Consider the following 25132-nt stretch of genomic DNA (forward strand, 5'->3'; position numbering starts at 1 on the left):
AGTGGAACCAGAGGCCAGCAGCGGGCTGACGCCCGGCATGGAACAGGATTGCGTCTGCCTAAGCCATAAAAAACCCCGGCCTGAGCCGGGGTTGAGAGAGCTTATTAAGCGCAATCAGGGCTTGGTGGCCGGAGCCGTTGCCTGATGTGTCGCGCTGTGGCCACCGGCTGCGCCTTTGCCTTCAAACTGGAAGGGCGGACGTACCCAGTCGCTATGACGCGGCGCTTCTGGCTGCCATGCCGGAGCCGGTGCTTTCGTCATCGGCGCGCTGGCATGGTATTTACCGGCCAGCAAGGACTGACTGGCTGCAGGCGCTTGATCACGAGCCGGAACCGGCGCATGCGGTTCGCGAACCGGTAATACCTCTTCCGGCTCGATTGCTGGCGCATTCAGCACCTGCTCGACCTGGGCCGCCGTATCAGCGCTAACGTCGCTGGCGCTGGCCTGCTGCTCATCCGTTACGGACGGCGTGGCTTCAACGTTCTGCTGCGCGCTTTCAACCGGCACCGATGCTGCCTGAGCGACTTCTGCTGCTGCGGTTTCCACCGGCGCAGCTTCTGGCTCAGCGGCTTCTACTGACGCGTTAACCACGTCGTCTGCCGGCTGCGCCTGAGCGGCAACCTGAGCGGCACGTGCTTCAGCAGCGGCCGGAATCACAGAAGGCTCTTCATTTACCGGCACTTCAATAGCTGAAGTGTCATGCGTATCAACCGGCGTTATCGGCGCATCAAACTGCTGCGGCGCTTCATGTACTGCATCCTGCGCCGTTTGCTGTTCAGCTTCTGTCGGCTGAGCGGAAGAGGTCTCAACGGCGGCTTCGCTAGCGGCAACTGGCAAAGCAACGGCGGCAGCGGTTTCAACGCGGCTGTAGTCCGGCGTTTCATGCTGCACATCAGCTGCCTGAACGGTCTCCTGGCTGGCCTGCGCGACCGGATAGCGAACCCAAACTTTACCTGAAGCCATTTCCGGCGAGGCAGCAGCACAGGCGATAGGCATCGGAGACTGCGTTGGATAACGCTCATCGCGGTAACGGCGACGGCGCTGACCGCTGACGCGCAGATGACGCGGAGAGCGGCGTGAGCGGCGCGGCATATTGCCGTTATCGCGGTTCTCCTGCTCTTCCTGCTGATCTTCAGGCTGCGTCTGCGCTTCTGGTGCGGCGGCTTCGAACTGTGGCGTCTCTGCTGGAGCCGCTTTCACTTCATCAACGGCAGGCTGCGTTTCCGACACTGTTTCAGCGCTGACCACGCGCACTTTCTGCGCCAGCTGACGCGGCTTACGACGCGGCATGACCTGCACGCGCTCTTCCGCCGGGTTTTCTTCGCTCTCTTCAACGACGCTGGCTACCGGCTGCTGCTCTTGCTGAGCGGCGGCTTTGGCGGCTTCCTGCTGCTGACGACGCTCTTCCTGACGGCGACGCTGACGTTCGGCACGCTGCTCACGACGCTGCTGCTGCTGCTCTTCACGTTGCGCGCGTGCTTCGTCAGTCAGTGTGTTTTGCGTCTCTTCACGCACTTCAGCATTGGCCTGCTGGCGTTTGTTGTTACGACGCGGTTCTTCACGGGTTTCACGATTATCGCGCGCCTGCTGCGGGGCGTTTTCCCCGTTGCGGTCACGGTTACGATCGCGGCGGTTATTGTTGTTGTTGCGGCGGTTGTTGCCCTGACGGCGTTCACGCTGCTGGGTTGGTTCAGACTCATCATCAGCAGCTTTATCCTGCTGCGGCTGCTCGGCTGTGGCTGGCGCAGCCGGCTCAGAGGCAAACAGCTTTTTCAGGCCGCCAAACAGGCGTCCGATAATACCGGTCGACGCAGCAGGCTCCGCTGCGGCCTGCTGCGGCGCGGCGGGCTGAGCAGGTTTATTGCTTTCAACGGCGGTTTCCTGCGGGGCAGGCGGTGCATCAGGCATCACAAAGGCGGCCAGTGCAGGCTGCTCAGGACGACGACGTTCAGCCTGCTCATTTTCAGAGGGCAGCGCCATCTCAGCTTCATGCAGTTTCGGCAGGTGATAGCTGAGCGTTTGTGTCTCTTCACCGCTGCGTACGCGCAGTACCGAGTAGTGCGGCGTCTGCATCTGATCGTTCGGAACGATAATCGCACGCACGCCGCCCTGACGTTTTTCAATGGCGTTAACGGCGTCGCGTTTTTCGTTCAGCAGATAAGAGGCGATCGGCACCGGTACAATGGCGTGCACTTCTTTGGTGTTCTCTTTCAGCGCTTCTTCTTCAATCAGACGCAGAATAGAGAGCGACAGCGATTCGTTATCACGAACGGTGCCGGTTCCGCTACAGCGCGGGCAAACATGATGGCTCGATTCGCCCAGCGATGGGCTAAGACGCTGACGCGACATCTCCAGCAGGCCGAAGCGGGAGATATGACTGATCTGGATACGGGCGCGATCCTGACGAACGGACTCGCGCAGACGGTTTTCTACTGCACGCTGATGGCGCACCGGCGTCATATCGATAAAGTCGATAACGATCAGGCCGCCAAGGTCGCGCAGGCGCAGCTGACGCGCAATTTCGTCGGCAGCTTCAAGATTGGTGTTAAACGCTGTCTCTTCGATATCGCCGCCGCGCGTGGCGCGTGCTGAGTTGATATCGATCGCGGTCAGCGCTTCAGTGCTGTCGATCACAATCGAGCCGCCGGAAGGCAGACGCACTTCACGCTGGAAGGCCGATTCGATCTGGGATTCAATCTGGTAATGGCTGAACAGCGGAATCTCACCAGTATACAGTTTGATTTTGCTGCTGAAATCAGGACGACCAAGGGCGGCGATATGCTGACGCGCCAGATCGAGGACTTTCGGGTTATCAATCAGGATTTCGCCGATGTCAGGGCGCAGGTAGTCGCGGAAGGCGCGAACAATCACATTGCTTTCCTGATGGATCAGGAAGGGTGCCGGACGATTTTCCGCCGCTTTTTTGATCGCTTCCCAGTGCTTCAGACGGAAGCTCAGATCCCACTGCAGCGCTTCGGCTGATTTGCCCACGCCTGCGGTACGCACGATTAAGCCCATGCCGTCCGGCAGCTCAAGCGACGAAAGCGCTTCTTTCAGCTCGGTGCGGTCATCGCCTTCAATACGGCGTGAAATGCCGCCTGCGCGTGGGTTATTCGGCATCAGCACCAGATAGCTGCCTGCCAGGCTGATAAAGGTAGTCAGAGCCGCGCCTTTGTTGCCGCGCTCTTCTTTATCGATCTGAACAATGACTTCCTGACCTTCGCGCAATACATCTTTGATATTGGGGCGGCCATGAGCGTTGTAACTGGCAGGGAAATATTCGCGGGAAATCTCTTTAAGCGGAAGGAAACCGTGTCGTTCAGCGCCGTAATCAACAAATGCTGCTTCCAGACTTGGCTCAATGCGGGTGATCTTGCCTTTATAGATATTCGCCTTTTTCTGTTCGTGTCCGGGGCTTTCAATATCCAGGTCGTACAGACGTTGTCCATCTACTAAGGCGACACGCAACTCCTCCTGTTGAGTTGCGTTTATTAACATTCTTTTCATCGTAACGTACTCGTTATTCTTACGTGAGTGACTAAGCTGCGGGCTAAGTAACACTGGACGAAGAATAACCGACGGCCCCGTGTCTTATCGCTTCATCGTCAACCTCACGGTTGTCGGTCGCTCAAGGGGCGCAAAAATCTCGGTAGCCTGTTTTTATAAGGAAAAACAGCGCTCGGATGAGGGAACCGCCACTGAATTTACCAGAGAGAGTCAATCCCGTCTTATCGTCCAGGCTGCAACCCGCAGCCCGCTAAATGCCTGATTTCACAATACGTCTTACGCCATTGCTGCGTGTATGTGCTATCCGGCAAAATTTCTTAATTCGCTATTTATGGTTTCCTGACGGTAGGCGCTCAGGAGACCGGGCCATTATTCCATTGCTAACCTTGTTATAGCAAGGTGACTTTTCATTACTGATAAACTTTCTTGCAGCATTACGCATTCATTTTGCAGGCTTTTTCACCAGCACTGTGGAAAAGTATGAAACAGACCGCAAAATTGGCGGTACGTTGTCAGTTAAGCACAGAAAAAGAAGTGGCGCTATTATCCGCCACTCATTAGAATCGCCGCCCATGAATATGAATACGCCATCGGTACAAATCGTCGCCATTTCCGCTGAAGAAGCGGGACAGCGCATCGACAATTTTTTGCGCACGCAGCTTAAAGGCGTGCCGAAAAGCATGATTTATCGCATTTTGCGTAAGGGCGAAGTGCGCGTGAATAAAAAACGCATCAAGCCTGAATATAAACTGCAGGCCGGGGATGAGGTTCGCATTCCGCCGGTACGCGTGGCAGAGCGCGAGGAAGCCGCTATTTCGCCGAAGCTTGAGCGCGTAGCCAGCCTGAAGGATGCGATTCTTTATGAAGATGAATACATTCTGATACTGAATAAACCATCCGGTACGGCGGTGCATGGCGGCAGCGGCTTAAGCTTCGGCGTGATCGAAGGGCTGCGCGCGCTGCGCCCGGAAGCTCGCTTCCTTGAACTTGTGCATCGTCTTGACCGCGATACTTCTGGCGTGCTGCTGGTGGCGAAAAGGCGCTCCGCGCTGCGTTCGCTGCATGAGCAGCTGCGTGAAAAAGGCATGCAGAAGGATTATCTGGCATTGGTGCGCGGGCAGTGGCCTTCGCATATAAAAACGGTGCAGGCGCCGCTGCTGAAAAATATTCTGCAGAGCGGTGAACGTATTGTCCGCGTGAGCAGCGAAGGGAAACCCTCTGAGACGCGCTTTAAGGTAGAGGAGCGCTATACGTTCGCTACGCTGGTGAAAGCCAGCCCGGTAACCGGCCGTACGCATCAGATTCGTGTTCATACCCTGCATGCCGGTCACCCCATCGCCTTTGACGATCGCTATGGCGAGCGGGAGTTTGATAAGCAGTTAAGCGCTACCGGCCTGCGTCGTCTGTTCCTGCATGCAGCGGCGCTCAGCTTTAATCATCCCCACAGCGGCGACAGAATGCGCATTGAAGCGCCGCTGGATGATGAACTGAAACAATGCCTGGCGGTGTTGCGTAAACCGTCGTAACGTCTTTATATAAGAAAACCTGATGCGGCGCGTCGCATCAGGCTATCGCATTCGCTGTTTAGCGCCCCGTGGTTAAAGGATTGATCCCCACCTCACGCAGCATATCGCACAGTGCGATCAGCGGCAGTCCCACCAGCGTATTAGGATCGCGTCCTTCCAGCCGATCGAATAATGTAATACCTAACCCTTCGCTTTTAAAACTGCCGGCACACTGTAACGGCTGCTCAATGGCCACATAAGCATGAATTTCTGCTTCGCTTAATGAGCGGAAACCGACATGGAATGTTTCATAAAGAGAGAGCAGGTGCTTCTTCTCAGCGCAATAAAGCGCCAGTCCGGTATAAAAGGTAATAACTTTTCCGCTGGCGGCGCGTAACTGCGCGCGTGCATTTTCTACCGTATGCGGCTTGCCGGTTATTTTGCCTTCCAGTACGCAAACCTGATCGGAGCCAATAATCCAGCCGTGCGGATAATGCGCCGCCAGCGCCTGGGCCTTGGCCTGCGCCAGCCGTTCTACCAGCTGCGGCGCCTTTTCATCCGGCAGCGGCGTCTCATCCACCTCCGGCGCAGCGGTAATAAAAGAGAGGCCGAGTTTATTTAACAGCGCCTGACGAAAGGGAGAGGTTGAAGCTAAAATCAGCTGTGTCATATTTTTTCAGTTAAAATATAGCGAATCGGATGCAGACATTTTAAACTGTCCGCCGCATTGGATGCGAATACCAAGTGAAAGATGCTGTTAAACAGCCTTTTTCTTTGACTCTCTGTCGTTACAAAGTTAATATGCGCGCCCTATGCAAAAGGTAAAATTACCCCTGACAATCGATCCGGTTCGCGCCGCTCAAAAACGCCTTGATTATGCGGGCGTCTATACGCCTCAACAGGTGGAGCGCGTAGCCGATACCGTTGTTAGTGTGGACAGTGATGTACAATGCGTTATGTCGTTTGCCGTTGATAACCAGCGTCTGGCTGTTCTGAAAGGAACCGCTGACGTTAGCGTCACGCTGAGCTGCCAGCGCTGCAACAAGCCATTTGCACATCAGGTTCACGTAACGTATTGCTTCAGTCCCGTCGCAGATGATGCGCAGGCTGATGCGTTGCCGGAAGCCTACGAGCCGATCGAAGTCAACGACTTCGGTGAGATCGATCTGCTGGCGGTGGTTGAAGATGAAATTATCCTCGCCCTGCCTGTAGTTCCGGTGCATGATTCTGAACACTGTGAAGTGTCCGACGCGGACATGGTCTTTGGCAAACTGCCTGAAGAGGCGGAGAAACCAAACCCATTCGCCGTATTAGCCAGTTTAAAGCGTAAGTAATAGGAGTAAGGTCCATGGCCGTACAACAGAATAAACCAACCCGTTCCAAACGTGGCATGCGTCGTTCTCACGATGCGCTGACCACTTCCACTCTGTCCGTAGATAAAGTTTCTGGCGAAACTCATCTGCGTCACCACATCACTGCGGATGGCTACTACCGCGGTCGCAAGGTCATCGTTAAGTAATACTTGCGGCAACGCAAGGCGATACTTTGACACGTTTGACCCTGGCCATCGATGCTATGGGCGGGGACTTCGGTCCCTGCGTGACAGTGCCTGCAGCTTTGCAGGCACTGGCCTTACATTCGCAATTACAGCTTCTTCTGATCGGCGATCCCGCCGCTATCACGCCATTACTTGCTAAAGCTGATTCCGCTGTACAACGGCGTCTGCAGGTTATCCCTGCCGAATCGGTTATCGCCAGTGATGCCAAACCTTCTCAGGCTATCCGCCACAGTCGCGGTAGCTCTATGCGCATCGCGCTTGAGTTGGTCAAAGAGGGAAAGGCGCGGGCTTGCATTAGCGCCGGGAATACCGGTGCCTTAATGGGGCTGGCAAAACTGTTATTAAAACCGCTGGACGGCATTGAGCGCCCGGCGTTAACTACCGTGTTGCCGAATCAGCCAGGCGGTAACACGGTAGTGCTGGATTTAGGCGCTAACGTTGAATCTGACAGTGCCATGCTGGTGCAGTTTGCCATTATGGGTGCGGTGATGGCGGAAGAAGTCTTAGCCATTGAAAAACCGCGTGTGGCATTGCTGAATATCGGCCAGGAAGAAACCAAAGGGCTGAATTCGATTCGTGAAGCGGCGGAGCAGCTCAGGGCATCGCCGCAAATTAATTATATCGGCTACCTTGAAGGCAACGATCTGCTGACAGGCAAAACTGATGTGCTGGTTTGCGACGGTTTCGTGGGCAATGTCACGCTGAAAACCCTGGAAGGCGTGGTAAGGATGTTTCTTTCGCTGTTGAAATCATCTGGCGAAGGCAAAAAACGGGCGTGGTGGATGAAACTGCTGGAGCGCTGGATTAAAAAACGGCTGGCTAAGCGTTTCGGTCATTTAAACCCCGACCAGTACAATGGCGCCTGTCTGTTAGGATTGCGAGGCTTGGTTATCAAGAGCCACGGTGCAGCAAATCAACGTGCTTTTGCCGCAGCAATTGAACAGGCAGAGCAGGCGGTGCGGCGGCAAGTCCCGGAGCGGATTGCCGCGCGCCTAAAGGCTGTATTAGCCAGGAGTGATTGAGCGGACATGTATACCAAAATTATCGGTACGGGCAGCTATCTGCCTGCTCAGGTGCGGACTAACGCCGATCTGGAAAAAATGGTGGATACGTCGGATGAGTGGATTGTCACTCGTACCGGCATTCGTGAGCGACGTATTGCCGCGCCTGATGAAACCGTTGCGACGATGGGGTTTCAGGCCGCTGAGCGCGCGCTGGAAATGGCTGGCGTTAGTAAAGACGATATCGGACTGATTATCGTTGCCACCACGTCAGGCAGCCATGCATTCCCCAGCTCAGCCTGTATGATCCAGAATATGCTGGAGATCAAAGACTGCGCGGCTTTCGATCTGGCCGCCGCCTGTGCCGGCTTTACCTATGGGCTGAGCGTTGCCGACCAATACATTAAAAACGGCGCGGTAAAACATGCGCTGGTGATTGGCGCGGATGTGCTGGCGCGCACGCTCGATCCCAACGATCGCGGCACCATTATTCTGTTTGGCGATGGCGCAGGCGCCGTCGTGCTTTCCGCCAGCGAAGAACCTGGCATTATTTCTACTCATCTGCATGCCGATGGCCGTTACGGTCAGTTGCTGACGCTGCCTTATCATAACCGTGCGCAGCAGGATCAACCGGCTTATCTCACCATGTCCGGTAATGAAGTGTTCAAAGTCGCGGTAACCGAACTGGCGCATATCGTTGATGAGACGCTGGCGGCCAATAACCTTGAACGCGCTGAAATCGACTGGCTGGTGCCGCATCAGGCTAACCTGCGGATTATTAATGCCACCGCGAAAAAGCTGGGTATGGGCATGGATAAAGTTGTCGTTACGCTTGACCGTCATGGCAATACTTCTGCTGCTTCCGTACCGGCTGCGCTGGATGAAGCGGTGCGCGATGGACGTATTAAGCCGGGCCAGTTGGTTCTGCTGGAGGCCTTTGGTGGTGGATTCACCTGGGGCTCGGCTCTGGTTCGTTTTTAATCGAAGGAACAAAAGATGACGCAATTTGCAATGGTTTTCCCAGGTCAGGGTTCGCAAACCGTTGGCATGCTGGCTGAGCTGGCAGCGGACAACCCGATTGTCGAAGCAACCTTTAAAGAGGCTTCCGACGCGTTGGGTTACGATCTTTGGCAACTGACGCAGCAGGGGCCAGCGGAAGAATTAAACAAAACCTGGCAAACGCAGCCTGCGCTGCTGGCTGCCTCGGTTGCGCTGTTTCGCCTGTGGCAGCAGAAGGGCGGTAAAACGCCTGCGATGATGGCTGGTCACAGTCTGGGCGAATATTCTGCGCTGGTATGCGCAGGTGTGCTGGATTTTGCCGAAGCGATCAAACTGGTTGAGCTGCGTGGGAAACTGATGCAGGAAGCGGTACCGGCCGGTACCGGCGCGATGCAGGCGATTATCGGCCTTGATGATGCCGCTATCCAGCAGGCCTGTGAAGAGGCTGCGCAGGGAGAAGTGGTATCGCCGGTAAACTTTAACTCGCCGGGCCAGGTTGTGATTGCTGGACACAAAGACGCGGTTGAACGTGCGGGCGCAGCCTGTAAAGCTGCTGGCGCGAAACGTGCGCTGCCGCTGCCGGTAAGTGTGCCGTCTCACTGTGCGCTGATGAAGCCTGCCGCAGATAAACTGGCGGTTGCGCTGGAAAATATGACTTTTAACGCGCCAGCCTTACCGGTAGTTAATAATGTTGATGTAAAATGCGAAACCTCGCCAGAAGCGATTCGCAGCGCGCTGGTACGTCAGCTCTACAGCCCGGTACGCTGGACGGAATGCGTAGAATTTATGGCGGCGCAGGGCGTGACCTCGCTGCTGGAAGTCGGTCCGGGTAAAGTCCTGACGGGCCTGACGAAACGTATTGTTGACACCCTGACAGCCTCGGCGGTAAATGATCCCGCCAGCCTGGCAGCGGCGCTTGAACAATAACAGAGGATAAAAATGAGCTTCGAAGGAAAAATTGCCCTGGTAACCGGTGCCAGTCGTGGTATTGGTCGCGCTATTGCGGAAACGCTGGTGGCACGCGGTGCGAAAGTGATCGGCACGGCAACCAGCCAGAGCGGCGCAGATGCGATCAGCGCTTACCTGGGAGAGAGCGGTAAAGGCTTTCTGCTGAACGTTACCGATCCCGCGTCAATTGAAAGCGTACTGGAAAATATCCGTGCCGAATTTGGCGAGGTGGATATTTTAGTCAATAATGCTGGCATTACGCGTGATAATCTCCTGATGCGCATGAAGGATGAAGAGTGGCAATCCATTGTGGATACCAATCTGACCTCCGTTTTCCGCTTATCTAAAGCGGTAATGCGTGCCATGATGAAAAAACGTGTGGGCCGTATCATTACCATCGGTTCCGTTGTTGGTACCATGGGTAATGCAGGCCAGGCAAACTACGCGGCAGCAAAAGCGGGTTTGATCGGCTTCAGCAAGTCACTGGCGCGCGAAGTTGCGTCACGTGGTATTACCGTTAACGTCGTGGCTCCTGGTTTCATTGAAACCGACATGACGCGTGCGTTGAGCGAAGATCAGCGCGCTGGCATCCTGGCCGAAGTTCCTGCAGGTCGTCTTGGCGACGCGCAGGAAATCGCCAATGCCGTTGCATTTTTAGCCTCTGACGAGGCAGCGTACATCACTGGTGAGACGCTGCATGTCAATGGCGGAATGTACATGGTCTGATAATTACGAAAATTATTTGCGTTAATTGCGGTAATAGCCGCAAAATAGCGTGAAATCGTGGTTGGACCAGCCGGGATTGAGTTGCATCTTTTCCAACTTTTTATACACTACGAAAACCATCGCGAAAGCGAGTTTTGATAGGAAATTTAATAGTATGAGCACTATCGAAGAACGCGTTAAGAAAATCATCTCCGAGCAGCTTGGCGTTAAGCAGGAAGAAGTCACCAACGAAAAATCTTTCGTTGAAGATCTTGGCGCTGATTCTCTTGATACCGTTGAGCTGGTAATGGCTCTGGAAGAAGAGTTTGATACTGAGATTCCGGACGAAGAAGCTGAGAAGATCACTACCGTTCAGGCTGCCATTGATTACATCAATAGCCATCAGGCCTAATGAACTACCATCAGGCGGTCACTCGACCGCCTGAGTTTTTATCCGTCCCACATAGTGTCAATCTTTCCCTCCCTGGAGGACGAACGTGTCTAAGCGTCGTGTAGTTGTGACCGGTCTTGGCATGTTGTCTCCTGTCGGCAATACCGTAGAGTCAACCTGGAGTGCTCTCCTTGCCGGGCAGAGTGGCATCAGCCTGATCGACCATTTCGATACTAGTGCCTACGCAACGCGTTTTGCTGGCTTAGTAAAGGATTTTAACTGTGAAGAGATCATCTCGCGCAAAGAACAGCGCAAGATGGATGCCTTCATTCAATATGGAATTGTCGCTGGCGTACAGGCCATGCAGGATTCCGGCCTGGTTGTTACCGAAGAAAACGCGACTCGCATCGGCGCTGCTATCGGTTCAGGCATTGGCGGGTTAGGGCTGATTGAGGAAAACCACGCGTCGCTGGTAAAAGGCGGCCCGCGTAAAATCAGTCCGTTCTTTGTGCCTTCTACCATCGTTAATATGGTGGCCGGTCACCTGACCATTATGTATGGTCTGCGTGGGCCAAGCATTTCCGTTGCGACCGCCTGTACAACAGGCGTGCATAACATCGGCCATGCGGCTCGTATGATTGCCTACGGCGACGCGGATGCGATGCTGGCTGGCGGTGCGGAAAAAGCCAGTACGCCTTTGGGCGTAGGCGGCTTTGGCGCGGCGCGCGCACTCTCCACGCGTAACGATAATCCGCAGGCGGCCAGCCGTCCGTGGGATAAAGATCGCGATGGTTTTGTGTTGGGTGATGGCGCAGGCATTATCATGCTGGAAGAGTATGAGCATGCTAAAAAGCGCGGCGCGAAAATCTATGCCGAGCTGGTTGGCTTTGGTATGAGCAGCGATGCTTACCATATGACTTCTCCGCCGGAAGATGGTGCTGGTGCTGCACTGGCGATGATCAATGCGCTGAAAGATGCGCAGCTGACGCCAGAGCAGGTTGGCTACGTTAACGCTCACGGAACCTCAACGCCGGCTGGCGATAAGGCCGAAGCGCAGGCGGTTAAGTCAGTGTTTGGCGCAGCGGCCTCCAGCGTGATGGTCAGCTCGACCAAGTCAATGACGGGTCACCTGCTGGGTGCAGCAGGCGCGGTAGAATCTATTTACTCGATTCTTGCGCTACGCGACCAGGCGATTCCACCGACCATTAACCTTGATAACCCGGATGAAGGCTGCGATCTCGATTTCGTTCCTCATACCGCACGTCAGGTTAAGGGGCTGGAATATGCGCTGTGTAACTCCTTCGGTTTCGGCGGTACCAACGGATCGCTGATCTTCCGTCGCGTTTAACGATATCATTGCTATTTAAGGCCCGCTTTGCGGGCCTTTTTTACATCTGGACTATTCTGAACGGCTCAGGGCTGTAACCTGAGCGTCATAGCGGTAAGCTTAAGTTGGCAGCTTCAGCAAACGAGTGAGCAAATGATTTGGATTAACGGCGAGCAGCAGCAGCAGATAGCGGTCAGCGATCGCGCCTTACACTACGGCGATGGCTGTTTTACCACCGCGCGTCTGCAACAGGGCAAAATAGCCTGGCTGGAGGCACATCTTCAGCGCCTGCAGGAAGCGGCTTCTGTACTAATGATCCGCGACGTTGACTGGCCTGGGTTAAAACAGGAGATGGAGATCGCTGCAGCCAGCTGGCAGCAGGACGACGGCGTTCTGAAGGTCATTCTGTCACGTGGCTCAGGCGGGCGAGGCTATAGCGGTACCGGATGCCATCAACCGGTACGTATCATTATGCTGTTTGCCGCGCCGGGACATTATGCCGCACTGAGTGAAAGCGGCGTTCGCCTGATGACCAGCCCGGTGCGCCTTGGCATTAACCCTCAGCTTGCCGGAATCAAACATCTTAACCGGCTGGAGCAGGTGCTGATCCGCACACAGCTTGAGCAGAGCGGTGCTGATGAGGCGCTGGTGCTTGACACTGAGGGCAAGCTGGTGGAATGCTGTGCGGCTAATTTATTCTGGCGCAAAAGAAATCAGCTCTATACGCCCGCTGTTAGCGGCGCAGGCGTTGACGGGATTATGCGTCGGCGCATCATTGCGCTGGCGCGGCAGCACGGTTATGTCTGTCAGGTGGTGCGGGAAGAGCCGCAGACGCTGGCGGATGCGGATGAGGTTTTTATCTCTAACGCTCTGATGCCGTTACTGCCAGTAAGGCAGATTGATAGCTGGCACTATCAATCCCGTACGCTTTATCAACGACTGCTGCCAGATTGTTAATATTGGATTAATCATGACCCGAAAAATAAAAATTTTGGCTGCTGTGGCGCTGCTGTTAGCTGCCGCTGCTGCTGTTTGTTACTGGCAGGTGCGTCAGTTTGCTGCGTCGCCATTAACCATTAGCCAGGAAAAAATATTCACGCTGCCGGCCGGTACGGGCCGCCTTGCTCTTGAAGCGCAGCTGGAAAGCCAGCATATCATTACGCCGTCACCGTGGTTTGGTGTGCTGCTGAAGCTGGAGCCGGAACTGGCAAAATTCAAGGCGGGCACCTATCGCCTGGACGCTGGCATGAATGTGCGTCAGCTGCTGGCGCTGTTGGCCAGCGGCAAAGAGGCGCAGTTCCCGGTACGCTTTACCGAAGGCACACGTCTGCAGGATGTTCTGCAGGCGTTACGTAGCTCGCCCTGGATCAAACATACGTTGAAAGATGACCGGCCAGAAACGGTCGCAGCGGCGCTGGGGCTGAAAGAGGGTGAAAACCTGGAGGGCTGGCTCTGGCCGGATACCTGGCTCTATACCGCCAATACCAGCGACGTCGCGTTACTGAAACGCGCGCATCAGCGCATGAAAGAGGAAGTGGCAAAAATCTGGCAGAACCGTATGCCTGATTTGCCTTATAAAACGCCCAATGAGTTAGTGACCATGGCCTCTATCATTGAAAAAGAGACGGCGGTCAGCAATGAACGAACAAAGGTCGCCTCGGTATTTATTAACCGCCTGCGGGTGGGTATGCGTTTGCAAACCGATCCCACGGTGATTTACGGGATGGGCGAGAAGTATAATGGCACCCTGACGCGTAAAGATCTGGAGGCGCCGACGGCTTATAACACCTATACCATCAACGGCCTGCCGCCGGGACCCATCGCCTTGCCGGGTAAAGCCTCGCTTGAAGCCGCTGCCCATCCGGTAAAAAGCAATTATCTCTATTTTGTCGCCGACGGTAAGGGCGGGCATACCTTTACCACCAACCTGGCCAGCCATAATCGGGCCGTGCAGGCATGGCGCACGACCATGAAGGAAAAAAATGAACGCTAAGTTTATTGTGATTGAAGGGCTGGAGGGTGCCGGGAAAACCACCGCACGCGACTGCATTGTTGAACAGCTGCACGAGCAGGGCATTACCGATATCGTCTTTACCCGTGAGCCGGGCGGTACCCCGCTGGCAGAGCAGCTGCGCGATCTTATTAAGCAGGGGCTGGAAGGAGAAAAGATAACCGATAAAGCCGAACTGCTGATGCTGTATGCCGCCCGTGTACAGCTGGTGGAGACGGTAATCAAACCAGCGCTGGCGCGTGGTGCCTGGGTGGTGGGCGATCGCCACGATCTCTCTTCACAGGCGTATCAGGGCGGCGGACGCGGTATCGACCAACAGTTGATGCAGACGCTGCGCGATGCGGTGCTGGGCGACTTTCGTCCTCACTTAACGCTCTACCTGGATGTTACGCCGGAAATCGGTTTACAGCGTGCACGCGCACGCGGCGAACTCGATCGTATTGAACAGGAGTCGCTGAATTTCTTTATGCGCACCCGTGAGCGTTATCAGGCCCTGGCAGCCTGCGATGATTCCATTAAAACCATTGATGCCAGCCAGTCGCTGGAACAAGTGACAACGTCACTTAAAGCTATTCTGCAAGCCTGGCTGGCGGAGCAAAAATAATGAACTGGTATCCGTGGCTTAATCCTGTTTATCGTCAGCTTATAGCTCAGCATCAGGCTGGGCGGGCGCACCATGCTGTGCTGGTACAGGCATTGCCGGGTATGGGCGACGCTGCGCTAATCTGGGCAGTAAGCCGCTGGCTGTTATGCCAACGACGCGATGGACAAAAAAGCTGCGGTCACTGTCACGGTTGCCAGTTAATGATGGCGGGTACCCATCCTGACTGGCATCCACTGACGGCGGAAAAAGGGAAAAGCGCGTTGGGGATTGATGCAGTACGCGATGTGAACGAGACGCTGTATCACCATGCTCAGCAGGGCGGCGCAAAAGTAGTGTGGCTACCCGATGCCGGACAGCTCACTGAGGCAGCCGCTAACGCCCTGTTGAAAACGCTGGAAGAGCCGCCGCAGAACAGCTGGTTTTTTTTGAGCAGTGCAGAGCCGTCAAGGCTGTTGCCTACGCTACGCAGCCGTTGTCTGAAGCTGCATCTGGCACCGCCTGACGAGGCGCACAGCCTTGCGTGGTTACAAAAGCAAAATGCGGGTTCTCATGAAGCGATGCTAACTGCGCTCCGCCTCAGCAGCGGCGCACCTGCTGCCGCGCTGGCGCTGCTTAATAAGCAAAGCTGGGAACAGCGTCAGACGCTGTGCGCTACGCTGGCCAGCGCTCTGACAGGCGATGTGCTTACGCTGTTGCCGCAGCTCAATCATGATAATGTCGCCGAAAGAATTAGCTGGCTGGCTTCACTGCTGACGGATGCGCTGAAATGGCAACACAGCGGCGACCAGTTTATCGCCAATGTCGATCAACCCGCGCTGATTACTCAACTGGCACAGCGTCTACCGGCCGCCGCGCTGGATAAAAGCCTGCGTCAATGGCTGCTGTGTCGGGAACGCCTGATGCATATTGTTGCGGTCAACCGGGAATTATTGCTAACCGAACAGTTATTAAACTGGGAAACCTTACTCAGACCAGCGGCGACATCGCTGGCTGATTAACCAAGAGAGTTGTTATGTTTTTAGTTGATTCACACTGCCATCTTGATGGTCTGAATTATGAGACATTGCATAAAGACGTGGATGATGTGCTGGCGAAAGCTGCCGCGCGCGATGTCAAATTTATGCTGGCGGTTGCTACCACGTTGCCAGGGTTCAAAGCCATGGCGCAACTGCTGGGTGACCGCCCGAATGTTGCCTGGTCCTGCGGCGTACATCCTTTGAATCAGCAAGAGGAATGGGATTTCGCTGAGCTGGCGCAGCTGGCTGACGATCCTCGCGTTATTGCCATGGGCGAAACCGGGCTGGATTACCACTATCAGCCGGAAACCAGGGCGCGTCAGCAGGCTTCTTTCCGTGAGCATATTCGCGTGGGCCGCCAACTGAACAAACCCATTATCGTACATACACGCGATGCGCGGGAAGATACGCTGGCGATTCTGCGGGAAGAAGGGGCAGAGGAGTGTAGTGGCGTACTGCACTGCTTTACCGAGGATCGTGAAACCGCAGCTAAGCTACTGGATATGGGCTTTTACATCTCGTTTTCCGGCATCGTTACCTTTCGCAATGCAGAAGCGTTACGCGAAGCTGCACGCTATGTTCCGCTGGATCGCTTGCTGGTGGAGACCGATTCACCCTATCTTGCGCCCGTGCCGCATCGCGGAAAAGAGAACCAGCCTGCCTTTACCCGCGATGTAGCGGAGTATATGGCCGTGCTTAAAGGGGTTGATTTAGAAACGCTGGCTCAGGCCACTACGCAAAACTTTTCTGACCTGTTTCATGTTCCGCTTTCACGGTTGACCGATACGCCTGCATGACTTTTTTTTAGAGCTCGTAATTAATCCGTTAAGATCGTAAAGTGCAGCGCCAAAAACGCTGCACTGACGATTTTTTCTGTACAAAAGTTGGCAAAACAATAAAAAATATCCTAAATGTTAGCCGCCTGATGGGCGAAACGTGACAGGTATCAAACAAAACTGAACAGATTTATTTTACTCTTCGTAATAAATCCAGAGAGCCTTAACAAGCTCCAAAGGCAGAAGATCCTCCCTCTTTTGCCACGCGTACCACGCGATTAAAAGCACTCATACTCAGGAGTTCCACAATATGTTTAAGAACGCATTTGCAAACCTGCAAAAGGTCGGTAAATCGCTCATGCTACCGGTGTCGGTTCTGCCGATCGCCGGTATTTTATTGGGTGTCGGTTCGGCAAACTTTTCCTGGTTGCCTGCCGTAGTTTCACATGTGATGGCGGAAGCGGGCGGCTCGGTGTTCGCTAACATGCCGTTGATCTTTGCTATTGGTGTGGCATTAGGCTTTACCAATAACGACGGCGTTTCGGCGCTGGCGGCTGTGGTTGCTTACGGCATCATGGTGAAAACCATGGCGGTTGTCGCACCGCTGGTGCTGCATTTACCGGCAGAAGAAATTGCCGCTAAACACCTGGCGGATACCGGGGTACTGGGCGGCATCATTGCCGGTTCTATCGCCGCCTACATGTTTAACCGCTTCTACCGCATCAAACTGCCTGAATATCTGGGCTTCTTTGCCGGTAAACGTTTCGTACCGATTATTTCTGGTATGGCGGCGATTATCCTGGGCGTTATCCTTTCCTTTATCTGGCCGCCAATTGGCAGCGCGATTCAGGAATTCTCCCAGTGGGCGGCCTATCAGAACCCGGTTGTGGCCTTTGGTCTGTACGGTTTGATTGAGCGTTCTCTGGTGCCGTTTGGCCTGCATCATATCTGGAACGTTCCTTTCCAGATGCAGATTGGTGAATTCACCAACGCCGCAGGACAGGTCTTCCATGGTGATATTCCTCGCTATATGGCAGGCGACCCGACTGCGGGCAAACTTTCTGGCGGCTTCCTGTTCAAAATGTATGGTCTGCCGGCAGCCGCTATCGCTATCTGGCACTCTGCAAAACCAGAGAACCGTGCGAAAGTGGGCGGTATCATGATCTCCGCAGCGCTGACCTCGTTCCTGACCGGTATCACCGAGCCGATCGAGTTCTCGTTCATGTTCGTGGCACCGATTCTCTATGCAATCCACGCTATTCTGGCAGGCCTGGCCTTCCCGATCTGTATCCTGCTTGGCATGCGTGACGGCACCAGCTTCTCGCACGGTCTGATCGACTTTATCGTGCTGAGCGGCAACAGCAGCAAAATCTGGCTGTTCCCGATTGTGGGTATCATCTACGGTCTGGTTTACTACACCATTTTCCGCGTGCTGATCGCCAAGCTGAACCTGAAAACGCCGGGCCGTGAAGAAACCACGACTGAGCAGTCAACCGGTACAGCCAACGAAATGGCGGCAAACCTGGTTACCGCGTTCGGTGGTAAAGAGAACATCACGAACCTGGATGCCTGTATTACCCGTCTGCGCGTGAGCGTGGCCGACGTATCCAAAGTGGACCAGGCTGGCCTGAAAAAACTGGGCGCTGCCGGTGTGGTAGTGGCAGGTTCTGGCGTACAGGCTATCTTCGGCACTAAGTCGGATAACCTGAAAACCGAGATGGATGACTATATTCGCAACAGTTAATCACTGATGCGCACAGCAAAGGCGAGCTTCGGCTCGCCTTTTTACGTTTAAGGACTATGGCGGGCTTTATCGCGGCCTGTCAGATCGAAGCTGCTGCATATCCGCCCGCTATCAGAAACAGGATGAGGAATTTTTAATATCCCAGCCCATGCGGCTTTCCGCACCTTTAATTCCAGCAGCGGTCTGCTCCCAGTACTGGAACTTCACCTTGTCTGCCTGAAACGCATACGCGGCCTCAGAGATATGATCTAAATTCGCATCGATGACAATCACGTTTTCCAGCGTCAGCCGGCAGGACTCAATCATGCCGTTGCCCGCTTTACAGAACGAAAGCTGGATTGCCTTTATGCGGTTGCCATTAGACGCAAACAGCAGCACCGCTGCGGTCGCTTTATCTATAGGGCAGTGAACCGTCAGATTTTTATAGCGCGATGCAGCTGGCCCGGCGACGTTGCCGTTTCTGTGAACGCCCCAGGAGTAACTTTTTACATTGATCCAGCCCTGATGAGCGGCATCCTGCGATTCACCGGTTAAGCCTGCTATTTTAAGAAATACGCTTTCCATATGATTCCTTATTTTCCTGAGTGCTACGTTGCGTCTGTGAATGTGTCTTCCATACAAAGGCTTTGTATGGGACAGGCAGTTGCAATGATTTTTAATTAAAATTCATTTTTACAATTTCGCCTTTGTCATTTATGCGGTGATAACCCGCATAGGTTGTAAAGAAAAGCCCGGTATTTTTACTGTAGTCAACGGTAAAAGTCTTATTCTTTTCGATGCATTTTTTTTGGGGTTTCATGTCGGTAAAGCACAGCCTTTCATCTTCATCGGGTTCCATGTAACCATCGCCGAATAACCAGAAGGTGATGCTGAAATTTTCGGTGAATGCGGGGGCTGGTATGCCGTAGCGGCTTTTGAGCATCTCTTTGTTTTCCTGCCACCAGGCTATTTTCCCGCTTACGGTCAAAGGGAAATGATCAACCAGTACGTCGCTAAATCCGCTGCTTCTGTTATGAACTGCTATGATTTTCACTGGACGAAGAGTGCGCCAGAGAAAAAAACATAATAATGTAATGATGATGTATATTGCCCATTGCACCTTTTTACCTGACACTTTCATTACGTATCCCATTGATATTTATTGTAGCGTCCATCTCGGTTATAAAAGGTCGAAAGCCGAAGCGGTTGTATCGCTGCAGTACAAACCAGATGCGAAAGAATCGGAAAAGATTAAATTTATCATTTAAAATATCGTTGGCGTCCAGACCAAAATGATCCTGTACTTTATAATTAACTTGAGCACGATAGTGGTTACTGTGGATATAAAGGGATTTAATAGTGATGTAGGTCGCCCAGGTGTCATGTACGGTAATTCCCAGACCGTTAATAGTATCCTGAATTCTGTCAAACTTAGGCAGCTTACCGGAAAGTATGGCTTCTTTTAACTTCTCTCTGTTTGACGTTGGGAAAAAACCTTTATCCCAGTCTATGTTTCGGTTAAGAATATTTTGTAATAGCATGCGCGTGCTGTTTTCCTCTGAAAAATCATTAATAATCTGCAATTTCAGTGCGCTATCCAGTGACAAACTGCTGAACGGCGCACCTTCACCCTGCTGCATATGGGTAATCATCTCTTCGATAAGATATTTGTAAGGGCCATAAATGGCAAAAGCCTGCGACAGATGGCGCATTTCATCAAAAAGAATAGCGGCGCACTCGGCAACGGAATGTTTTGCGCCTGCGCCCCGGGAGCCATAAAATCGCGAATGCGGCTGCCTGAGCGGGGTAATTTCCGTCAGGGTATATGGATCAATGCGGGTGGAAACATCATGCAGGTGAAAATCATTTTTTAACTGCGATTCGGTAAGATCGCCGTAGCGCATATCTTCGGCGCTATAGTCGTCCATTCTTTTTTGTGTTTCAAATATCCGGCAGGGAAAGCGTAAAGCAGTCACTGGCAACTCCTTGTATGATCTTTTTTCCATATGTCATTTTGTCAATACCAACCCACCGCGAAAACCGGATAAAAGCGGCTTCGGCTCGTTTTTTTATGGCTGTGATTAATGGCTGAGCCACCATTCACCATCAGAAACAGGATGAGGAGTTTTTAATATCCCAGCCCATACGGCTTTCCGCACCTTTAATTCCAGCAGCGGTCTGCTCCCAGTACTGGAACTTCACCTTGTCTGCCTGAAATTCATACATGACCCGATTAATGTTTTCGAAATTAACCTCAGAGATAATAACATTTTCCAGGGTTACCCGGCACGATTCGATCATTCCGTCACCCGCTTTACAGAGCGAAAGCTGTACCTTTTTAATCAGGTTGCCGTTTGAGGCAAATAATAGTGCGCCTGAGGTAGCTTTATCGATATAACAGTGGGCTGCCAGATTACGATAGCAGGCTTTTCCTGGCCCTCTGCCTTCGTTTCTTCTTACTCCCCAGGAATAGCTCCTTACATCAATCCAGCCCTGATGAGCGGCATCCTTTGCCTCACCGCTAATACCGTCTATTTTTAAAAATATGCTTTCCATACATTTCCTTTGCTGTTATGCCCGGTTCACGCTCCTGGGCTCCATGAGATACCTCGCCTTTGTTAGCGGCGGCTCTTGTTACACGGGGTCTGATACTTTCTGCAAGTGCGAACTTTTGCGCTTTACTGGAAAAAAAGAGAGTAATAAATTTCATTTAATGGGAAGGTCGCTTTACTATCTTTCCGCTATCGGTTAACTGGTAATAACCTTCGTTTGCCAGGAAATAGAGGCCGCTATTGCCGCCATCGCTAACCGTGAATGCTTTATCCTTTTCTATACAGTTTTTTTCTGTTTTCATCTCTCTGAAGCAGAGCCTGTCATACTTCCCTTCTTCCATATAGCCGTCGCCGAAGTACCAGAAAACGATGCTATAGCTGCCGTAAGAGGATATTTTTGGAATGCCGTAACGCTGCTTAAGAATATCTCTGTTTTCCAGCCACCAGCTTATCTTTCCCCGCGCGGTGACAGGGAAATTGTCTACCAGCACATCACTGTAATGCCCGTCATAATGAACTGCAATAATATTTACCGGGCGTAGGTTAAGCCAGAGTATATAACTCAAAATTACTGCTGTAATAGCTAATACTGGCCAAGTGATTTTTTTGTTTTTTATCATTTTTTTATCTCTCCGTTGATTTCAATTGTAGCGTTAAGATGGGTTATAAAAGGTTTGAAACCAAAACGATGGTATCGTTGCAGCACAAACCAGATGCGGAAGAAGCGAAACAGGTTAAACTTCGCGTTTAATATGTCGTGAGCATCCAGACCAAAATGATCCTGTATTTTATAATTCACTGCAGCCCGGTAATAGCTAGCATTAACATGAATAGATTCAATAGTGATATGTGTGGCCCAGGTATCATGTACGGTTATGCCCATATCGTTGATATTATCCTGAAACCGGTCAAATTTTGGTAGTTTACTTTTTGAAACGGCTTTTTTAATTCTTCTGCTTTTTCTGCAGGGTAATAGCCCTTATTCAGTGTTATATAACCGCTCAATACTTCCTGCAATCGCAGACGTGTACTGTTTTCGGATGATTCATCATTCATAATATGCATTCGCAGCGCGCTATTCAGATATTCACTGCTGAACGGCGCACCTTCACCCTGCTGCATATGGTAATCATCTCTTCGATAAGATATTTGTAAGGGCCATAAATGGCAAAAGCCTGCGACAGATGGCGCATTTCATCAAAAAGAATAGCGGCGCACTCGGCAACGGAATGTTTTGCGCCTGCGCCCCGGGAGCCATAAAATCGTGAATGCGGCTGCCTGAGCGGGGTAATTTCCGTCAGGGTGTACGGATCAATGCGGGTGGAAACATCATGCAGGTGAAAATCATTTTTTAACTGCGATTCGGTAAGATCGCCGTAGCGCATATCTTCGGCGCTATAGTCGTCCATTCTTTTTTGTGTTTCAAATATTCGGCAGGGAAACGGTAATGCAGACATAGTGATACCTTCCTTGTGTCACGCTCCTGAGTCACAAAATGATAATATGCCTCAACAGAATCTGTGTAAATAATGAACAGCGTTACTGATAAGCGTAACGTTGGTTTTTTCAGGTGAGAGCAGGGCAGGCTGCGCTGGCTGTGAATGCGGCAGCGTTAGGCGGGAAAGGGAAAAGTAGCGAAGAGCGACCCCGTACGGGGCCGCTGGTTAATCAGGAATTTAAAGATAAACGCGCAGATATTCTGTCAGGCAGAGCAGGGCCATCGCCTGACCATAGGGCATAGAGGTCAGCGGTATCTGGCGGTAATAGTCGAGATCGCTGCCCATTGCGGTGCCGAAAGAGACCTGCGTCAGCTCGCCATCGCTGTTGATATGCTGCATCACGCCTTTTACCGCCTGTTCCGCCATTGGCAGATAGTCACGCGACAGATAACGCTTACGCACTGCCTTTAATATACCGTAGGCGAAGCCAGCAGTGGCGGACGCTTCCAGATAGCTGTCACGATCGTCCAGCAGGGTATGCCACAGGCCGCTTTCATGCTGCCACTGGCGCAGCGCCGCCACCTGGCTTTCCAGGACCTGCTGCAGGAAACGGCGCGTGGCGTGCTGTTCCGGCCATGCCATCAGTTCAATAAACTCCGGGATGACGATGGTGAGCCAGCTATTACCACGCGCCCAGCGCGCTTTGGCAAAATTGTGGCGGCCTTCAAAGGTCCAGCCGTGGAACCACAGGCCAGTTTCGCGATCCATCAGATATTGCACATGCAATAAAAATTGATAGCTTGCTTCCTCAACATATTCCGGGCGGTTGAGCAGCTTGCCGATCTTCGCCAGCGGCAACACACTCATCATCAGCGTATCGTCCCACAGCTGCTGATGATTCTCATTGTTATAAACAATATGCTGCAGGCCGCCCTGTTCCGTACGCGGCATTTCATACATCACCCATTCAGCCCAACGCTCCAGCACCGGCAGCAGCGCAGGATTGCGCGTCTCTTCATAGCGATAAGCGAGGGTTAACAGCGGGCAAACGGTATTGACGTTTTTGGTTGGCGTGCCTTCTGCCAGCCGCTCACGGAACCAGTCATCAATAATCGCCAGCGTTTTTGTGTCGCCCGTTTGCTGATAGTAGTGATACATACCATACAGCCCGATGCCGTGTGTCCATTCCCAGCCGGCCCAGCCTTTGGTATCGATCACCCGGCCATCGTCCAGACGCAACAGAAACTCGCCGCTCTGATCAGTGATTGCCACCAGGTTGTCGGTTAGCTTTTCAATCAGCGTTACCAGTTCGGGACGCGGCACCAGAAATTCAGGCTGACGCAGCAGAGCGCTATGCTTTACAGGAAATACCGTCATCATTCAGATCCTATCGTTTTAACGTATGTGGTTGCACCACGCCCACAGCCTGAGCAGGCCGTAGCGGCGGTGCCGGGGATTTATGGCGATTAAGAAAGCCTATGTTGTTGTTGCCCCAAAGGTTTTCATAAGGCATTCCGGCCAGCGTTTCCACCGTCGCACGCGCTGCAGGCGTCAGGCTCTCTGGCACCGGACGTCCTGCCTGGCGCATTTTTTGGGTCTCTTCTCGCAGTACTGAATGTGTCTGCAGATTCAGGCGAAAGCGCAGAGAGATAAAGAAGCCGATCGCCAGTACGCACAGCGTACCCACGCTCAGAATCAACAGAATGGTGTGCTGAACGTTATCGCTCTGATTAGCCTGACCGGAAACGAAGCCGGAAAGCTGTAAGACAATCCCCACCAGCATCACCGCGCCAGCCTGCGAAGCCTTACGCGTTAACGTCATGATGCCGGCGAAAATCCCTTCGCGACGCTGGCCGGTGATCACCTCGTCAACATCCGCGATGTAGGTGTAGATATTCCACGGCACATAGTTGATGCCACCGCGACCCAGGCCCGCCAGCGCAGAGATCAGCACCAGCAGCGTCATGTTATCGTTCATGCCGGTATACCAGAGCCCCGCATAAGAGAGGGCGCTCAGACCAAACAGCGTCACAACCAGACGATAGGAAGGGGCGGGTCCAAGGCGAATACAGAGCGGGATCATGCCCATCACAGCGATAAATTGCAGAATGGCCATCGTACCCATCAGGTTGGAAGCGATCTGCGCGCTCTGCATCAGCACGAAAACCACATACCAGGTAAAGACTGCATTAAACACATCCTGTGCAATATAGCCGCCGAGGTACATGCCCAGATGCTGGCGGAAAATACGGATGCGAAGGGTAGAGGCCAGTTCGACATACAGACGCTTCAGGCTTTGTGCCAGCGTCAGCTGCTGTTTTTCCGCCTCAGCGCGGCGTGACTCTTCAGAAAAATCTTCTGGTGCGCGTTCCCAGGTGAAAAACCACACCAGCGTCAGCACAATGGCGCAAATCACCGAAAATACCAGGCTGGCATAAAAGAAGGAGACGGCGTTATCTTTGCCGAAGTGATTGATCAGCACGCCCGGCAGGAAAGCGGCCAGAATAGCGGAAAGCTGCGCCAGTGCGATACGTGCGCCGGAAAACTTGGTTTTCTTTTTGAAATCGTCGGTCATTTCCGGAACCAGCGTTTCATAAGGCACCAGAATCATGGTGTAGACAATATCAAACAGCAGATAGGTCAGCAGGTAGTAGAGGTAACTCATATCGCCGACCCACATCAGGCTATAGCTGAATACGCAGGGAATGCCGAGCAGAATAAAGAATTTGCGGCGTCCAAAGCGCTTGCCGAGTCGGGTAGAGCCAAAGTTATCGGTAAGGAAGCCCATCAGCGGGCTGACCACTGCATCCAGCACGCGCGCCATAGCAAAGATAAAGGTTGCTTCAATCGGCGTCAGGCCACAGAAAGTGGTATAGAAATAGAGCAGCCACGCTGCTGTCAGGGCTGTAGTGCCGGCACCCAGGAAGTCGCCCGATCCATAAGCCAGGTAATGCCGTAAACCAATTTTACGCACTGGCATTGTTAATCTCCTCGTCATAACCATTAAAAAACGCACGGATTCCGACAGCTCAGACGGATTACCCCAGAAGGTAGAATGGCGGGAGAGGGC

The 25132-nt window shown here is 53.0% G+C and carries 24 protein-coding genes and 1 pseudogene; 15 read left to right on the forward strand and 10 right to left on the reverse strand.

Translation table 11 applies throughout. The features are described 5' to 3' along the window. Positions 1-114 precede the first annotated feature (114 nt). Positions 115-3507: a ribonuclease E gene (gene rne / locus ACQE3Z_RS14635; RefSeq protein WP_426974339.1), complete on the reverse strand. Its 3393-nt coding sequence runs from the start codon at positions 3505-3507 to the stop codon at positions 115-117. Between the two features lie 572 nt (positions 3508-4079). On the opposite strand from rne, the gene rluC reads away from it, so the two are divergent. Continuing rightward, positions 4080-5033 (forward strand): 23S rRNA pseudouridine(955/2504/2580) synthase RluC, encoded by a 954-nt coding sequence (gene rluC, locus ACQE3Z_RS14640; RefSeq protein ID WP_426974340.1) that lies wholly within the window; start codon positions 4080-4082, stop codon positions 5031-5033. 58 nt (positions 5034-5091) lie between these two features. Here rluC and ACQE3Z_RS14645 read toward each other — a convergent pair whose 3' ends face one another. Further along, positions 5092-5682 carry a Maf family protein gene (locus tag ACQE3Z_RS14645; protein ID WP_426974341.1) on the reverse strand — a complete coding sequence of 197 codons (591 nt, stop codon included), beginning with the start codon at positions 5680-5682 and terminating at the stop codon, positions 5092-5094. Between the two features lie 142 nt (positions 5683-5824). Here ACQE3Z_RS14645 and yceD point away from each other — a divergent pair, with 142 nt between their 5' ends. The 14 genes from yceD to ptsG all read left to right on the forward strand — a co-directional run bounded on the left by yceD (position 5825) and on the right by ptsG (position 18092). Next, positions 5825-6346: a 23S rRNA accumulation protein YceD gene (gene yceD, locus ACQE3Z_RS14650; RefSeq protein ID WP_426974342.1), complete on the forward strand. Its 522-nt coding sequence runs from the start codon at positions 5825-5827 to the stop codon at positions 6344-6346. A gap of 14 nt (positions 6347-6360) precedes the next feature. Further along, on the forward strand, positions 6361-6531 hold the full coding sequence (rpmF, locus tag ACQE3Z_RS14655; RefSeq protein WP_038626789.1) for a 50S ribosomal protein L32: 171 nt from the start codon (positions 6361-6363) through the stop codon (positions 6529-6531). 26 nt (positions 6532-6557) lie between these two features. After that, positions 6558-7592, forward strand: a complete 1035-nt coding sequence (plsX, locus tag ACQE3Z_RS14660; protein ID WP_426974343.1) for a phosphate acyltransferase PlsX — start codon at positions 6558-6560, stop codon at positions 7590-7592. A 6-nt stretch (positions 7593-7598) separates the two neighbouring features. Next, positions 7599-8552 carry a beta-ketoacyl-ACP synthase III gene (locus ACQE3Z_RS14665; RefSeq protein ID WP_426974344.1) on the forward strand — a complete coding sequence of 318 codons (954 nt, stop codon included), beginning with the start codon at positions 7599-7601 and terminating at the stop codon, positions 8550-8552. A 15-nt stretch (positions 8553-8567) separates the two neighbouring features. After that, complete coding sequence (fabD, locus tag ACQE3Z_RS14670) at positions 8568-9497, forward strand: ACP S-malonyltransferase (protein ID WP_250652369.1); 930 nt, start codon at positions 8568-8570, stop codon at positions 9495-9497. A 12-nt stretch (positions 9498-9509) separates the two neighbouring features. Beyond that, positions 9510-10244: a 3-oxoacyl-ACP reductase FabG gene (gene fabG, locus ACQE3Z_RS14675; protein ID WP_250652370.1), complete on the forward strand. Its 735-nt coding sequence runs from the start codon at positions 9510-9512 to the stop codon at positions 10242-10244. Positions 10245-10398: 154 nt separating this feature from the next. Then, complete coding sequence (acpP, locus tag ACQE3Z_RS14680; protein ID WP_085072106.1) at positions 10399-10635, forward strand: acyl carrier protein; 237 nt, start codon at positions 10399-10401, stop codon at positions 10633-10635. Between the two features lie 85 nt (positions 10636-10720). Next, positions 10721-11962, forward strand: a complete 1242-nt coding sequence (fabF, locus tag ACQE3Z_RS14685; protein WP_250652371.1) for a beta-ketoacyl-ACP synthase II — start codon at positions 10721-10723, stop codon at positions 11960-11962. A gap of 132 nt (positions 11963-12094) precedes the next feature. Further along, complete coding sequence (gene pabC / locus ACQE3Z_RS14690) at positions 12095-12898, forward strand: aminodeoxychorismate lyase (RefSeq protein ID WP_426974345.1); 804 nt, start codon at positions 12095-12097, stop codon at positions 12896-12898. Positions 12899-12911: 13 nt separating this feature from the next. Then, the gene (yceG, locus tag ACQE3Z_RS14695) at positions 12912-13934 is read left to right on the forward strand and encodes a cell division protein YceG (protein ID WP_426974346.1); all 1023 of its coding nucleotides are present in this window, start codon (positions 12912-12914) and stop codon (positions 13932-13934) included. After that, positions 13924-14556, forward strand: a complete 633-nt coding sequence (gene tmk, locus ACQE3Z_RS14700) for a dTMP kinase (RefSeq protein WP_426974347.1) — start codon at positions 13924-13926, stop codon at positions 14554-14556. The genes yceG and tmk overlap by 11 nt, the downstream gene beginning before the upstream one ends. After that, on the forward strand, positions 14556-15554 hold the full coding sequence (holB, locus tag ACQE3Z_RS14705; protein WP_426974348.1) for a DNA polymerase III subunit delta': 999 nt from the start codon (positions 14556-14558) through the stop codon (positions 15552-15554). The genes tmk and holB overlap by 1 nt, the downstream gene beginning before the upstream one ends. A gap of 14 nt (positions 15555-15568) precedes the next feature. Continuing rightward, a complete protein-coding gene (locus ACQE3Z_RS14710) occupies positions 15569-16369 on the forward strand; it encodes a metal-dependent hydrolase (RefSeq protein WP_426974349.1) in 801 nt (266 codons plus the stop codon). A 289-nt stretch (positions 16370-16658) separates the two neighbouring features. After that, a complete protein-coding gene (gene ptsG, locus ACQE3Z_RS14715; RefSeq protein WP_426974350.1) occupies positions 16659-18092 on the forward strand; it encodes a PTS glucose transporter subunit IIBC in 1434 nt (477 codons plus the stop codon). A gap of 111 nt (positions 18093-18203) precedes the next feature. Here the strand turns inward: ptsG and ACQE3Z_RS14720 are convergent, their stop codons facing one another. The 8 genes and pseudogenes from ACQE3Z_RS14720 to ACQE3Z_RS14755 form a co-directional block, all read right to left on the reverse strand. Continuing rightward, positions 18204-18656, reverse strand: coding sequence for an Hcp family type VI secretion system effector (locus ACQE3Z_RS14720; protein WP_426974351.1), 453 nt, complete (start codon positions 18654-18656; stop codon positions 18204-18206). Between the two features lie 91 nt (positions 18657-18747). Next, a complete protein-coding gene (locus ACQE3Z_RS14725) occupies positions 18748-19212 on the reverse strand; it encodes a DUF943 family protein (protein WP_426974352.1) in 465 nt (154 codons plus the stop codon). Further along, positions 19196-20077, reverse strand: coding sequence for a YPO3983 family protein (locus ACQE3Z_RS14730; RefSeq protein ID WP_426974353.1), 882 nt, complete (start codon positions 20075-20077; stop codon positions 19196-19198). The genes ACQE3Z_RS14725 and ACQE3Z_RS14730 overlap by 17 nt, the downstream gene beginning before the upstream one ends. A gap of 100 nt (positions 20078-20177) precedes the next feature. Then, a complete protein-coding gene (locus ACQE3Z_RS14735) occupies positions 20178-20627 on the reverse strand; it encodes an Hcp family type VI secretion system effector (RefSeq protein WP_426974354.1) in 450 nt (149 codons plus the stop codon). 154 nt (positions 20628-20781) lie between these two features. After that, complete coding sequence (locus tag ACQE3Z_RS14740) at positions 20782-21243, reverse strand: DUF943 family protein (protein ID WP_426974355.1); 462 nt, start codon at positions 21241-21243, stop codon at positions 20782-20784. Further along, positions 21240-22080: pseudogene (locus ACQE3Z_RS14745) on the reverse strand (YPO3983 family protein). Before ACQE3Z_RS14745 ends, ACQE3Z_RS14740 begins: the two are co-directional and overlap by 4 nt. Positions 22081-22299: 219 nt before the next feature. Continuing rightward, positions 22300-23439 (reverse strand): glycoside hydrolase family 88/105 protein, encoded by a 1140-nt coding sequence (locus ACQE3Z_RS14750; protein ID WP_250652701.1) that lies wholly within the window; start codon positions 23437-23439, stop codon positions 22300-22302. 10 nt (positions 23440-23449) lie between these two features. Further along, positions 23450-25042 (reverse strand): MFS transporter, encoded by a 1593-nt coding sequence (locus ACQE3Z_RS14755; RefSeq protein WP_426974356.1) that lies wholly within the window; start codon positions 25040-25042, stop codon positions 23450-23452. Between the last annotated feature and the right edge of the window lie 90 nt (positions 25043-25132).

This window comes from Pantoea sp. FN0307, assembly GCF_050113815.1.
GTDB lineage: Bacteria > Pseudomonadota > Gammaproteobacteria > Enterobacterales > Enterobacteriaceae > Mixta > Mixta alhagi.

Excerpts from the sequence above, each read along its gene's own strand:
- holB (WP_426974348.1), top strand. The coding sequence starts at position 14,556 with ATGAACTGGTATCCGTGGCTTAATCCTGTTTATCGTCAGCTTATAGCT.
- ACQE3Z_RS14755 (WP_426974356.1), bottom strand. The coding sequence starts at position 25,042 with ATGCCAGTGCGTAAAATTGGTTTACGGCATTACCTGGCTTATGGATCG.
- yceG (WP_426974346.1), top strand. The coding sequence starts at position 12,912 with ATGACCCGAAAAATAAAAATTTTGGCTGCTGTGGCGCTGCTGTTAGCT.
- acpP (WP_085072106.1), top strand. The coding sequence starts at position 10,399 with ATGAGCACTATCGAAGAACGCGTTAAGAAAATCATCTCCGAGCAGCTT.
- ACQE3Z_RS14735 (WP_426974354.1), bottom strand. The coding sequence starts at position 20,627 with ATGGAAAGCATATTTTTAAAAATAGACGGTATTAGCGGTGAGGCAAAG.
- ptsG (WP_426974350.1), top strand. The coding sequence starts at position 16,659 with ATGTTTAAGAACGCATTTGCAAACCTGCAAAAGGTCGGTAAATCGCTC.
- ACQE3Z_RS14710 (WP_426974349.1), top strand. The coding sequence starts at position 15,569 with ATGTTTTTAGTTGATTCACACTGCCATCTTGATGGTCTGAATTATGAG.
- rne (WP_426974339.1), bottom strand. The coding sequence starts at position 3,507 with ATGAAAAGAATGTTAATAAACGCAACTCAACAGGAGGAGTTGCGTGTC.
- ACQE3Z_RS14725 (WP_426974352.1), bottom strand. The coding sequence starts at position 19,212 with ATGAAAGTGTCAGGTAAAAAGGTGCAATGGGCAATATACATCATCATT.
- ACQE3Z_RS14750 (WP_250652701.1), bottom strand. The coding sequence starts at position 23,439 with ATGACGGTATTTCCTGTAAAGCATAGCGCTCTGCTGCGTCAGCCTGAA.
- tmk (WP_426974347.1), top strand. The coding sequence starts at position 13,924 with ATGAACGCTAAGTTTATTGTGATTGAAGGGCTGGAGGGTGCCGGGAAA.
- ACQE3Z_RS14740 (WP_426974355.1), bottom strand. The coding sequence starts at position 21,243 with ATGATAAAAAACAAAAAAATCACTTGGCCAGTATTAGCTATTACAGCA.
- ACQE3Z_RS14720 (WP_426974351.1), bottom strand. The coding sequence starts at position 18,656 with ATGGAAAGCGTATTTCTTAAAATAGCAGGCTTAACCGGTGAATCGCAG.
- rpmF (WP_038626789.1), top strand. The coding sequence starts at position 6,361 with ATGGCCGTACAACAGAATAAACCAACCCGTTCCAAACGTGGCATGCGT.
- fabG (WP_250652370.1), top strand. The coding sequence starts at position 9,510 with ATGAGCTTCGAAGGAAAAATTGCCCTGGTAACCGGTGCCAGTCGTGGT.
- ACQE3Z_RS14730 (WP_426974353.1), bottom strand. The coding sequence starts at position 20,077 with ATGGAAAAAAGATCATACAAGGAGTTGCCAGTGACTGCTTTACGCTTT.
- ACQE3Z_RS14665 (WP_426974344.1), top strand. The coding sequence starts at position 7,599 with ATGTATACCAAAATTATCGGTACGGGCAGCTATCTGCCTGCTCAGGTG.
- pabC (WP_426974345.1), top strand. The coding sequence starts at position 12,095 with ATGATTTGGATTAACGGCGAGCAGCAGCAGCAGATAGCGGTCAGCGAT.
- rluC (WP_426974340.1), top strand. The coding sequence starts at position 4,080 with ATGAATATGAATACGCCATCGGTACAAATCGTCGCCATTTCCGCTGAA.
- yceD (WP_426974342.1), top strand. The coding sequence starts at position 5,825 with ATGCAAAAGGTAAAATTACCCCTGACAATCGATCCGGTTCGCGCCGCT.
- ACQE3Z_RS14645 (WP_426974341.1), bottom strand. The coding sequence starts at position 5,682 with ATGACACAGCTGATTTTAGCTTCAACCTCTCCCTTTCGTCAGGCGCTG.
- fabD (WP_250652369.1), top strand. The coding sequence starts at position 8,568 with ATGACGCAATTTGCAATGGTTTTCCCAGGTCAGGGTTCGCAAACCGTT.